The organism is Pseudomonas sp. 273, assembly GCF_029201425.1.
GTDB classification, from domain to species: domain Bacteria; phylum Pseudomonadota; class Gammaproteobacteria; order Pseudomonadales; family Pseudomonadaceae; genus Pseudomonas; species Pseudomonas delhiensis.
Map to the genome: position 1 here is coordinate 2,788,579 of NZ_CP116775.1, position 11,054 is coordinate 2,799,632.

General features: G+C 65.4%; 10 protein-coding genes and 2 tRNA genes. 8 read left to right on the top strand and 4 right to left on the bottom strand.

The genetic code is table 11. The annotated features are described in order from the left end of the window. Nucleotides 1-193: 193 nt before the first annotated feature. Nucleotides 194-4,303, bottom strand: a complete 4,110-nt coding sequence (locus PKO50_RS13210) for a bifunctional nitrate reductase/sulfite reductase flavoprotein subunit alpha (protein ID WP_275629963.1) — start codon at nt 4,301-4,303, stop codon at nt 194-196. A gap of 441 nt (nt 4,304-4,744) precedes the next feature. Between PKO50_RS13210 and PKO50_RS13215 the strand changes: the two genes are divergently transcribed. The 4 genes from PKO50_RS13215 (at nt 4,745) to PKO50_RS13230 (ending at nt 7,098) form a co-directional block, all read left to right on the top strand. Beyond that, complete coding sequence (locus PKO50_RS13215) at nt 4,745-5,740, top strand: NAD-dependent formate dehydrogenase (RefSeq protein ID WP_275629964.1); 996 nt, start codon at nt 4,745-4,747, stop codon at nt 5,738-5,740. 563 nt (nt 5,741-6,303) lie between these two features. Next, a tRNA-Cys gene (locus PKO50_RS13220) sits at nt 6,304-6,377 on the top strand. A 173-nt stretch (nt 6,378-6,550) separates the two neighbouring features. After that, entirely contained in the window at nt 6,551-6,769 is a 219-nt protein-coding gene (locus tag PKO50_RS13225; protein WP_275629965.1) for a ribbon-helix-helix domain-containing protein, read from the top strand. A 47-nt stretch (nt 6,770-6,816) separates the two neighbouring features. Beyond that, entirely contained in the window at nt 6,817-7,098 is a 282-nt protein-coding gene (locus tag PKO50_RS13230) for a type II toxin-antitoxin system RelE/ParE family toxin (protein WP_109933868.1), read from the top strand. 130 nt (nt 7,099-7,228) lie between these two features. Here the strand turns inward: PKO50_RS13230 and PKO50_RS13235 are convergent, their stop codons facing one another. Then, nucleotides 7,229-7,579 (bottom strand): bacteriocin, encoded by a 351-nt coding sequence (locus PKO50_RS13235; RefSeq protein ID WP_275629966.1) that lies wholly within the window; start codon nt 7,577-7,579, stop codon nt 7,229-7,231. Between the two features lie 444 nt (nt 7,580-8,023). On the opposite strand from PKO50_RS13235, the gene PKO50_RS13240 reads away from it, so the two are divergent. Beyond that, a complete protein-coding gene (locus PKO50_RS13240) occupies nt 8,024-8,458 on the top strand; it encodes a hydrogenase (protein WP_109933870.1) in 435 nt (144 codons plus the stop codon). Nucleotides 8,459-8,754: 296 nt separating this feature from the next. Here the strand turns inward: PKO50_RS13240 and PKO50_RS13245 are convergent, their stop codons facing one another. Further along, nucleotides 8,755-9,174, bottom strand: coding sequence for a LytTR family DNA-binding domain-containing protein (locus PKO50_RS13245; protein ID WP_275629967.1), 420 nt, complete (start codon nt 9,172-9,174; stop codon nt 8,755-8,757). Nucleotides 9,175-9,600: 426 nt separating this feature from the next. Between PKO50_RS13245 and PKO50_RS13250 the strand changes: the two genes are divergently transcribed. Beyond that, a tRNA-Leu gene (locus tag PKO50_RS13250) sits at nt 9,601-9,687 on the top strand. Nucleotides 9,688-9,881: 194 nt separating this feature from the next. Continuing rightward, a complete protein-coding gene (locus tag PKO50_RS13255; protein ID WP_009619935.1) occupies nt 9,882-10,097 on the top strand; it encodes a hypothetical protein in 216 nt (71 codons plus the stop codon). Between the two features lie 217 nt (nt 10,098-10,314). Here PKO50_RS13255 and PKO50_RS13260 read toward each other — a convergent pair whose 3' ends face one another. Further along, nucleotides 10,315-10,533, bottom strand: coding sequence for a hypothetical protein (locus tag PKO50_RS13260; protein WP_109933872.1), 219 nt, complete (start codon nt 10,531-10,533; stop codon nt 10,315-10,317). A gap of 143 nt (nt 10,534-10,676) precedes the next feature. Here PKO50_RS13260 and PKO50_RS13265 point away from each other — a divergent pair, with 143 nt between their 5' ends. After that, a complete protein-coding gene (locus tag PKO50_RS13265; protein ID WP_109933873.1) occupies nt 10,677-11,054 on the top strand; it encodes a S24 family peptidase in 378 nt (125 codons plus the stop codon).

Sequence of the window (11,054 nt, forward strand, 5' to 3'; positions counted from 1 at the left end):
GGGAGGTTTTCACGGCGGCCCTGCTGGGACGCCTGATGGTGGTGCTCGACGACGCCACCCTGGGCGAGATCATCCGCCTGATAAGCGGACTTCGCCTCTTCTTCCGTTGGGGAGGGAAGCCCGTATCACGGGCGAGTCGGTAGGGGCGTGATGGACTGGCTGCGGGCAGGCAGGTGTCTCCCGGACATACGCTTCAATAGACGTCCCTGAGGTAGCGCTTCTGCTCGCTCAACGAGCGTAGGTACTGTGCGGCACCTTCCTCGTCGAGACCGCCATGGGCCCGGACCACCTCTCGGAGCGACTGGTCGACGTCCTTGGCCATGCGGTTGGCATCCCCGCAGACGTAGAAGTACGCGCCTTCTTCCAGCCAGCGCCAAAGCTCGGCGCCGTGCTCGCGCATGCGGTCCTGCACGTAGATCTTTTCCGCCTGGTCGCGGGAGAAGGCCAGGCTCAGGCGGGTGAGCAGGCCGTCTTTGTGCAGGGTTTCCAGTTCGTCCCGGTAGTAGTAGTAGTCGGTGGCCGCATGCTGTTCGCCGAAGAACAGCCAGTTGCGTCCACCATCGCCGCGCGCCCGGCGTTCGTGCAGGAAGCCGCGGAACGGTGCCACGCCGGTGCCCGGGCCGATCATCACCATCGGCCGGTCGCCCTGTTCCGGCACGCGGAAGTGCCGGGATGCCTGGACGAAGACCGGTACCGGTGACTCGCCGGTCCGGTCGGCCAGGTAGGTCGAGGCTACGCCCTTGCGCCGGCCGTAGCGGACGCTCGAGACGGTCAGGTGGACCTCGCCGGCCTGGGCCTTGGGGCTGGAGGAGATGGAGTAGAGGCGCGGCTGCAGGCGTTTGAGGGCGCCGAGGAACTCGCCGGCGTCGTGGCGCGCCGGGAACATCTGCAACACGTCGGCCAGTTGCCGTCCCCACAGCCAGTCCTTCAGCTCGGCCTTGCGCGGCCCCAGCAGTTCGCGCAGTTCCGCCTGGCCACTGCGTTCGGCGACCAGGGCCAGGGCTTCGCCGCTGGGCCGGGCGATCTCGTAGTGGTCCGCAAGCGCTGCCCGCAAGGGCATGTCGCCGACCTTGGCGACGGTCACGGACTGTTCCCCGCTCAGACCGGTAAGCAGCAGTACTTCCTCGACCAGCTCCGGGCAGTTGCGTGGCCAGACGCCGAGAGCGTCACCGGCTTCGTACTGCAGGCCCGAGTCGTCCAGGGCGAAGGCGAACTGGCGGGTGTCCTTGCTGGCGCCGTCGCCGTTCAGCCGCCGGTTGAGGACCAGGCGCAAGGGCACGGGATGCTCCTTGCCGATCGCTACCGGCGTTGCTGAAGGTGTCGGAGGGGGCGTGCTGGCGGCCGGCTTTCCGGGCTCCAGCTGTGCCAGCAGCTCGCCCAGCCAGCGTTCCGCGGTTTCCTCGAAGTCGGTGTCGCAGTCGAGGCGTGCGCCCAGGCGGCTGGCACCCAGCTCGGCCAGGCGGCGGTCGAGGTTCTTGCCGTGCTGGCAGAACTGGTCGTAGCTGGGGTCGCCCAGGGCGAGCACGGAATAGCGCAGGTGGGCCAGGTCCGGCGTGCCTGCGTTGAGCGTTTCCCAGAAACTGCGGCCGTTGTCCGGCGGGTCGCCGTCGCCGAAGGTGCTGCTGAGCAGTACCAGGTTGCGTACGCTGCCGAGCTTTTCCGCCGGGTAGCTGTCCATGGCGGCCAGTTCCACGTTGCATCCCACGGTTTCCAGGCGCTTGGCGACGCGCTCGGCCAGGGCCTCGGCGTTGCCGGTCTGGGAAGCCCAGAGCAGGGTGACAGGGGCCGCGTCCGCCGCTTGCGGGGTGGGCAGCGACTGCTGGACGGGGGCCTCGAGTTGCACCGGCTGCTGGTTGGCCCGGCTGAACATGCCGGCCAGCATCCCGTCGAGCCAGAGCCGCGTCGGTATGGCCAGGGGCGCACTGGAGGGCAGGGTGGGGACGCCCGCATTCGGGGTGATCCGCAAGCCGCCGATGAAGCCGCTCATGTAGGCGCGTTCGGGCTCGCTCAAAGGCGGCGGTGTCGTGCCGGACACACCGAGCAGGGCGGCGAATGCATCGACAGGGGCCATATCGATTTCCTCGGGCAAGGGGTGGGGAGCATCCGCGTGGCTGCGAGCCGCGGGCGTTTCCAGGAACTGGTGGTCGACCAGTTCGACGCGGCGCAGGCTGACGGCGCAGAACTTGAATTCCGGCTGTTGCGAAAGCGGGTCGATGGCGTCGCTGGTGACGGCGTTGATCGCCAGGTTCTCGCCATACAGGTCGTTCCAGTGGAAGGGCGCGAAGCAACCGCCGGGCAGCACCCGGTCGGTCACTACCACGGGCAATACGGCGTGGCCACGGCGGGAGCGGATCTCCAGGTGGTCCTTGTCGCGCACGCCGAGGTCTTCCGCGTCTTCCGGGTGGATTTCGACGAAGGGGCCGGGGTTGAGCTTGTTGAGGGTGGCGATCTTCCCGGTCTTGGTCAGGGTATGCCACTGGTGCTGCAGGCGGCCGGTGTTGAGCACGAAGGGATAGTCGGCGTCGGGCATTTCCGCCGGGTCGAGGTGCGGCCGGGCGAAGAACTGCGCCTTGCCGCTGGGCGTGGGGAAGGCCAGGCGGGGGCAGGAGCCGTCGTCACTGAGCCTGGGTTTCTGGCTGATGCCGTCGTTGAGGTAGCGGATGGGCGCGCGGTCGTCGCTTTCGGTATCGGCGCATGGCCATTGCAGCGGGGTTTCGCGCAGGCGCCGGTGGCTGGCGCCGCGGATGTCATAGCCGGTCTTGGGGTTGTGGAAGCGCTTGATCTCCTCGAACACCTCTTGCGCCGAGGCGTAGCAGAACGCTTCGGCGAAGCCCATGGCGCGGGCCACCTCGGCGATGATGCGCCAGTCGGCCATGGCTTCCCCGGGCGGTTCCACCGCCTGCTGCATGAGCGTCAGGTTGCGTTCGGAGTTGATCATCACGCCTTCGGCTTCGGCCCAGAGTGCCCCGGGCAGCAGCACGTCGGCGAAGCGGTTGGTCTCGGTGTCGAGGAAGGCGTCCTGGGCGATCACCAGTTCCGCGGCCTGCAGGCCCTCGATGACCTTGCCGCGGTTGGCGACGCTGGCCACCGGGTTGGTGCAGATGATCCAGCAGGCCTTGATCTTCCCGGCGGCCATGTCCTCGAACAGGGCGATGGTCCCGCCGCCCAGGCGGGTGTGCAGGGTGCCTTCGGGGACGCCCCAGGTCCGCTCGACGAAGCTCCGGTCGTCCTCGACCAGCACCGAGCGCTGCCCTGGCAGCCCCGGCCCCATGTAGCCCATCTCGCGACCGCCCATGGCGTTGGGCTGGCCGGTCAGGGAGAAGGGGCCGCTACCGCTCTGGCAGATCTTGCCGGTGGCCAGGTGCAGGTTGCAGATGGCATTGGTGTTCCAGGTGCCGTGGGTCGACTGGTTCAGGCCCATGGTCCAGCAGCTCATCCAGGCGCCGGCCTCGCCGATCCACTGCGCGGCCTGGCGCAGGGCCGCGGGATCGAGGCCGGTCAGTTCGGCGACCCGTTCCGGCGTGTATTCGGCGAGGAAGGGGGTAAGGTCTTCCCAGCCTTCGGTGAACTCGGCGATGAACCGTGCGTCGGTGTGGCCGTTGGCGTGCAGCAGGTGCAGCAGGCCGTTGAGCAGCGCCAGGTCGGTGCCGGGGCGTATCTGCAGGAAGAGGTCGGCCTTCTCGGCGGTGGCGTTGCGCCGCGGGTCGACGACGATCAGCCTGGCCCCGGCCTTGACCCTGTCCATCAGGCGCAGGAAGAGAATGGGGTGGCAGTCGGCCATGTTGGCGCCGATGACGAAGAACACCTCGGCCTTGTCGAAGTCCTGGTACGAGCCGGGCGGGCCGTCGGCGCCGAGGGAGAGCTTGTAGCCGCTGCCGGCGCTGGCCATGCACAGGCGCGAGTTGGACTCGATCTGGTTGGTGCCGACGTAACCCTTGGCCAGCTTGTTGACCAGGTACTGCGCCTCCAGCGACATCTGCCCTGATACGTAGAAGGCGATGGCGTCGGGGCCATGGGTGTCGAGAATGCTCCGCAGACGCTTGGCTGTGGAACCTATGACCTCGGCGATCGGCGCACGCGCCGGCTCGCGGGTTCTGTCGTCGCGCCGGTAGGCATGTTCCATGCGGCCGGACTCGGCGATGGCCTGGCTGCAGGTGCTGCCCTTGGTGCACAGGCGGCCGAAGTTGGTCGGGTGCTGCTTGTCGCCCGTCACCTTGGTCACGCGGCCGTCCCGCACCTGCATGACGATGCCGCAGCCGACGCCGCAGTAGGGACACACGCTCCGAATCGTCTTTTCCGCCATGGCCGTTCCCGCCCCTGAAAAGCAAAAACGCCATGCAGCCCTCCGTTGTCACGGGGGCTGCACGGCGTCGTTGTCGTGAGTGGGGCGATCGACGTTGATCGCCCGGGGTCAACCAGGCAATGCCTGTGCCAGCTACCGGCCGACCGGCTGGAAGCGCCGCCGCTGGCGGGCCTCAGGGCGACTGACAGCGCCTGGGCGGGTAGCACCTGCACCAACAAATGGCGACGTGCTCCAGATTGCGCCATGGCCTGGCGCCGATTGTCCAGCGGGCTCCTTGGCACTGCACAGCCGGCTTGAAAGCACGTGCGCTTGATAACCGGGCCTTATCAGGTGATCCAGCCAAACGATTGGATCGCCCATGAACGCCCGAACCATGATGGCCGCACCTGACCGGTCAGCCGACACGGCAGGAACGAGCAACCCAATAACAAGGAGACTCACGTGGCCAAAGTAATCTGCGTTCTCTATGACGACCCCGTAGATGGCTATCCCACTCGCTACGCCCGCGACGACCTGCCGAAGCTGGAGTGCTACCCCGACGGGCAGACCCTGCCCACCCCCGAGGCCATCGACTTCACGCCCGGTACCCTGCTGGGCAGCGTCAGCGGTGAACTGGGCCTGCGCAAATACCTGGAGTCGCTGGGGCACGAGTTGATCGTGACGTCCAGCAAGGACGGCGCCGACAGCGTTCTGGACCGTGAACTGCACGACGCCGAGATCGTCATCTCGCAGCCCTTCTGGCCGGCATACATGACGGCGGAGCGCATCGCCCGGGCGCCGAAGCTGAAGATGATCGTCACCGCCGGCATCGGCTCGGACCACACCGACCTGCAGGCGGCGATGGACCACGGCATCACCGTGGCGGAGGTCACCTACTGCAACAGCAACAGCGTGGCCGAGCACGTGCTGATGATGATCCTCTCGCAGGTGCGCAACTACATCCCGTCCTACAACCAGGTGGTGCAGGGGGGCTGGAACATCGCCGACTGCGTGGCGCGTTCCTACGACCTGGAGGGGATGCACGTGGGCACCGTCGCCGCCGGGCGCATCGGCCTGCGCGTGTTGCGCCTGCTCAAGCCGTTCGACGTGAAGCTGCACTACCTGGATCGCCACCGCCTGCCCGAAGCGGTGGAAAGGGAACTCAACCTCACCCATCACGACAGCCTGGAAAGCCTGGCCCGGGTGTGCGACGTAGTGACTCTCAACTGCCCGTTGCACCCGGAAACCGAGCACATGATCAACGCCGATACGCTCAAGTACTTCAAGCGCGGCGCCTACCTGATCAACACCGCGCGCGGCAAGCTGTGCGACCGCGATGCCATAGTCGCGGCCCTGCAGAGCGGCGATGCGTGCCGGGTTGCCCTCGCTGCTACAGTGCAATTGATCGTCCCGAACGGGCTCTATGCTCCCATCCAGCCCGGGCAGGCATTGGGATAGGGTCTTGAGCAGGGCGTCGAGATCGTCAGGAGCATGGGCATGGCGATTGGACCCGCTTCGCGAATGGGGCGCGAGTCGGCCGAAGCGATCGGGGCAATTTAACAATCGGTCATTGGTGCTACAAATTATCATTTGCATCTTTGGGCAAATAGGAAAAGGCCTACGCCCGATGACAGTCTTGTGGTTGCCATTGGTAATAGCTGCAGATGGATGTTGTACGAGCTGGTAGAAAGATGTCCTTGCGGACATGGCCTTCGGCATGAATTCTGCGCGCCAACCGGAGTTCAATGGTTTCGTGTGAGGCCTATTCGTTTTCTGATACGCAAGACGTTCCAGCACCTCAGGCTTAGCCTGGGGTGGATTGCCGAAAAGGCTCCTGCCGCCAGCCGGGTCATGAAGAAATTTAATCTCAGGTGTTGCCAGTCTTGTCCCATTAGTCCATAATCCCGGCCATCGAAAGCGCAGGGCGATGAAAACTCTGTGTAATCAATAGGTTAGAGCTTGAAAGAGAGCCAGACCTAACAGAATTGCAGCGAATCGCAACGCGGTTTGCCAGGTTCAAAGGCTGAGTAGCAGAGTGGTTATGCAGCGGATTGCAAATCCGTGAACGCCGGTTCGATTCCGACCTCAGCCTCCAACATGAAAGCCCCGAAGACGCAGGTCTTCGGGGCTTTTTCTTTTCTCCTCCAGGCAAGTATTTCCCGTATTGCTCGCGCCGACGCCTGCTTCGAGCAGCGGTGGCATGCGGGTTGACAGGCTCCATGGCTGGGCGGAGCATCGCGGGTATTACCTTTGACTACTCGGGGCGTGATGGCCACTTCGGTGAAGCTCGACGATGCGATGATGGCGCGCATACGCAACCTTGCGGGGATGCGCCAGCGTTCACCACACTGGATCATGCGTGAGGCGATTGCCCAGTATGTTGAGCGCGAGGAAAGGCGTGAGGCGCTGAATCGTGAGACGGCGGTGGCATGGGATGAGTATCAGGGCACCGGCAAGCATGTGACGTCCGAAGCGGTCAATGAGTAGCTGAACACTTGGAGTGAGGTTGACGAGCGGCCCGCTCCCGCACGCGAGTGATCTACGCTCCGGCCGCGATACGCGATCTCGAATGCCTTCGGGAATACTTGCGCTCCAGGAGTCCTGATGCGGCCAGGCGGGCTGCTCAGGCGGTCGTCCAGGCCACCCAGGCGCTGGGAAATCGCCCGCAGGTGGGACGGATAATCGAGAGCCTGCCCGTCTCCTTCAGAGAATGGCCAATCGAGTTCGGTGATAGCGGCTATGTCGCCCGGTATCGCATCGATAACGAGACCATAGTGATTCTCGCCATTCGGCATCAACGCGAAGCGGGCTATTGATCGCGGCCGAGTCCGCTATGCGCAGGTATTTGCGTCATGGCTGGGGCGAGCGTTCTTCGGGCGGGACATCCGCAAAAGAAAAGCCCCGTGGGAGCGAACCCACGGGGCTTTTCACACGGAGCAGCCGGACTTACTTCTTGCCGCCGAGCGCGCCGCCCGCCGCGCCACCCAGGCCGGCGCCGATGGCTGCGCCGGTGCTGCCGCCGAGCTTGTTACCGATGATCGAGCCGCCGGCTGCACCCAGGCCGCCACCGATGGCCGCCTTGGTCTTCCGGCCTTTCTTGGCGGTGGCTGCGCCACCCGCGGCGCCACCGAGACCGGCGCCGACCGCGGCACCGGTGCTGCCGCCCATCTGCTGGCCGATGACGTTGCCCAGGGCACCGCCCAGGCCGCCGCCGACGGCTGCCTGGGTGCCGCCGCCGGCCATGGCGGCTTGGGCGAACAGCAGGCTCAGGGCCAGGGCGGGGAGTGCTTTGTGCATATTGCTAACCTCGAGGAATGAAGGGCGGCAGGCTTGCCGCCCGGGATGGTCGATCGTCCGGATCGCATGCCGACCCGTGGTGTGAATTCGCTGGCGGTTTCAGACCGGCCGGAGCCGTTCCGGTTCCCAGGGGCGCGAAATTCTACCGGGCCCGGCGTTTCTCTGCTCGTCTCGCCGCCTGCCGGAGGCTCTGAGAGGTAGATGGCGTTCTGATGTCATGCATCGTTCGCCATGGCATACTGTCATCCTGAAATTGCGCTGCTCAAGGATGAGAGATGTCGCGCTTCGAATGGCTCGTAGTGGCCGCCGCTTGCCTTGTCATCGCCTGTTATCTGGTCGTCTGCCTGTTGCTCCCCTCCGAGTACATCGCGCCCGGCTGGCTGCCGCTGCGCTAGCCCGCACCGTCTAGAGTGAAGGGGAGACCCGGTCGCGGAGGTGCCCGGCATGGCTGGCGTGTATCGGCGGTTGCTCTGGCACGGCCTGCTGCTGTTGTTGCTCGGCCTGCTCACCGGGCTGGTCGAGGCGCAGCTGAGCAATCCGCGCATGGCCCTGGCGGCCCACCTGGAGGGCATCCTCAATGGCCTGCTGTTGCTGGCGCTGGGGGCTATCTGGGGCGAGGTGGCGCTGTCGTCCCGGTGGCAGGGTGTCGCCTTTTGCGCATTGCTCTACGGCGCCTATGCCAATTGGGCCTTCACCCTGCTCGCCGCGGTCTTCGGCACCGCGGCCATGTCGCCCGTCACCGCCGCGGGGCATCGCGGGGAGCCCTGGCAGGAACTGCTGGTGACCTTCGGTTTCGTCAGCGTCGGCCTGGCGATCATGCTCGCCATCGTGCTGCTGCTCTGGGGACTGCGCGGCAGGGCTGCGCGCCGGGAAGGGTAAGTGGCTGGCCGTCGCGTCCCTGCTCGGCCGGCCATGTCCTCAGCAAGAGGGCCAGGCATATTGCCATTACGCGACAGCGAAATAAACATACATTCTCGTGTGCATGTATGCGGGCCGCTCATGTCCCCGGCCGGCACGGCGTTTCAGGTGGTCGATGAGCGGTGGAAAGAAAAAGCCTCGCGGGTGAGGCGAGGCTTCTTCGTACTGCCGATGGGGGCTGGTCCGTCAGCCTTCCTGCAGTATAGATGGGTGATGTTACTTTGATATTGCATATGGACGAGCGATACGCCCTTTCGTCAGGGAACCCGCAGGGCAGGGGCTGCATGCTGGGTGGCCAGCATGGAAAGCGGCAACGGCCCGTCGAGGGTGGCGATCACGGTCGCTCCGCTGCGTGCCCGCAACAGGTTGCGAACCGCGCCGACGCGCTGGCGGCTCAGGGGCAGGCGGATTTCCGTGCCTTCGATGCCGATGCTGGCCGAATAGGCGTCCCAGCGCAGGTTGCTGACCAGGCTGCTGCGCACCAGGTGGCTGCGATGGATGCGGATGAACGCTTCGGCGAACTCGATTTCCAGGGCCTTCAGGGTGGCGTCGAAATGGATCCGGCCCTTGGCGGTGAAGGCTGTCACATACTTTTCTTCCGCGCTGAAATGCGTGATGTCCTTGGTTTCGATGACGACCAGGGACCTGCCCACGCGAGTGGCAATGCGTTGCCTCATCGGAACTCTCCTGTTTGGCGTTTCGTGATCCACTGAACGTCAAAGTCTTGTACCGATGATGGCGCTGTGCCGGTTTTTCGGCAGTTATGTGACTGGATTCACATTGTCCCGCTGTCCGGGAGGTGGCAGAAGAAAAAGCGGCCGCATCCGGGGTAATGCGGCCCAAGCCGGGGTTGGCTTCCCTTCCGCCCGTGGGTGGGCAGCTTATGCGACATGGGAGATGGCAAAAAGCCGGTAATTCCGACTAGTCCCTTGTGCAGGGGACGCAGGGTGCGCAGCGAGCCTCGGGGAGGGCGGAATCGGCTGCGCCATCAAGTGCTTAGGCGCCCGGCCCCGGCTTTACCGCAACGAGTCGACTCGGTATAGTCTCGGCCCTTCCACATTGCCCGGTGGCCGAACTCTTCCGGCCTCGGCAATGCCCGCCCGGCTCGGATGGTGAAATTGGTAGACACAGCGCACTTAAAATGCGCCGGCCTAACGGTCTTGCGGGTTCGAGTCCCGCTCCGAGCACCAGAATTCCTCCCTGCATTCCCGACTTGCCGACTCGGCAGCGTGACAATCGGCCGCGCTGCCAACGCTCGCCGCCGCATCGTCCGCCGGCTTGCGCAAGGGGGATGCGCCTGACCGCTGGTCAGAATGCAACTCGCTGAAATCTTTGAGAAATATTGTTGTCCTACGGTGCTCGCACTTTGTCATGAGGACCTGACGTGCAACGTGCAGCCCGTAACATCCGCAAGGTGCTGGACTCGGTAGCCAGCAACAACGAAGCCACTGCCATCGAAGTGATGCGCGCCGTGGAGCAAGTGCCGGACGAACTGCTGCGCCAGCGGTTGCTCAAGGCCATTCATCACCTGAACCAGGACGCCGCCGAATTGCGCGCCCTGCGCGACGAGGTCACCGGGGCGGACATTCGCCTGGCCTGAGTTTGGCGCGCGGCTGGCGGCCCGGCCCGTGTAGCCGGGAGGGCCGTCCTGCTCCTGTGCGACTGTGTCCGCTGCGGATCCACCACCTCGCCCAGCCCCTGCGAGCTCATCGCTGGCCGTCGGGTTCATCCGGACGAGCCTGTCGGGCGAGGGGACCTGAGGAAGGGGGCTGTATGGAGCTTCCGAAAAGCCTGGATGACGGCGGCCTGCGGCCGCCTCAGCGATGATTCCACGCCAGCCAGCCGGCATGACGCCTGCGCGGGGCCGGCTCCGGCTGCGCCTGGGGTGCCGGCGCCTCGTGGGGATGGGCCGGGGTTTCGCTGCGCGAATGCAGCCGGGCCCTGCGCATGGGCACGCGCAGGAAGGCCCAGAGCGTGACGCCCGCCAGCAGCAGCCAGCCGAAAATCATGAGTGTGACGAACGTGCCAGGATTCATGCTGAAAGTCCTCGCCCCCACACGAAGGATAGACCACGCCGCAGCGGTTGCCGGCGGCCATCAATGGAGTGGCGGATGGCTTGCCGGGTTCGCATTATTTCTGGTATCTGTATGTATGTACAGTATTCCGAGGGTGCCCCGCCATGTCTCATGCCGCTTTCCATCCTGCCGTCGCCGATCCGTCGGCGTTCCTCCAGGCGCAGCCGCGGTCGCTGGATGACCTGCTCGAGCTGCACACGCCCCATACCTACATAGTCCGCGCACATGGCGATGGTATGACCGGTGCCGGCATCCACGACAATGACCTGCTGGTGGTGGACCGCGCTTCCCTGGCCTGTTCCGGCGAGGTGGTGGTGGCCGCGGTGAACGGCGAGCCGCTGATCCGCCGCCTGGACATCATCGACGGCGCCTACGCGCTGCTGCCGGCCAACGACCGCTACCCGCCGATCCGCATCGGCGAAGGCGACGAACTGGCGATCTGGGGCGTGGTGCGCTGGAACCTGCACCGCCTGGCCAGCTGA

What these genes read in the sequence shown, in the direction of transcription:
- PKO50_RS13210 (WP_275629963.1), bottom strand. Translation starts at nt 4,303, where the DNA reads ATGGCGGAAAAGACGATTCGGAGCGTGTGTCCCTACTGCGGCGTCGGC.
- PKO50_RS13225 (WP_275629965.1), top strand. Translation starts at nt 6,551, where the DNA reads ATGGCCACTTCGGTGAAGCTCGACGATGCGATGATGGCGCGCATACGC.
- PKO50_RS13235 (WP_275629966.1), bottom strand. Translation starts at nt 7,579, where the DNA reads ATGCACAAAGCACTCCCCGCCCTGGCCCTGAGCCTGCTGTTCGCCCAA.
- PKO50_RS13240 (WP_109933870.1), top strand. Translation starts at nt 8,024, where the DNA reads ATGGCTGGCGTGTATCGGCGGTTGCTCTGGCACGGCCTGCTGCTGTTG.
- PKO50_RS13245 (WP_275629967.1), bottom strand. Translation starts at nt 9,174, where the DNA reads ATGAGGCAACGCATTGCCACTCGCGTGGGCAGGTCCCTGGTCGTCATC.
- PKO50_RS13260 (WP_109933872.1), bottom strand. Translation starts at nt 10,533, where the DNA reads ATGAATCCTGGCACGTTCGTCACACTCATGATTTTCGGCTGGCTGCTG.
- PKO50_RS13265 (WP_109933873.1), top strand. Translation starts at nt 10,677, where the DNA reads ATGTCTCATGCCGCTTTCCATCCTGCCGTCGCCGATCCGTCGGCGTTC.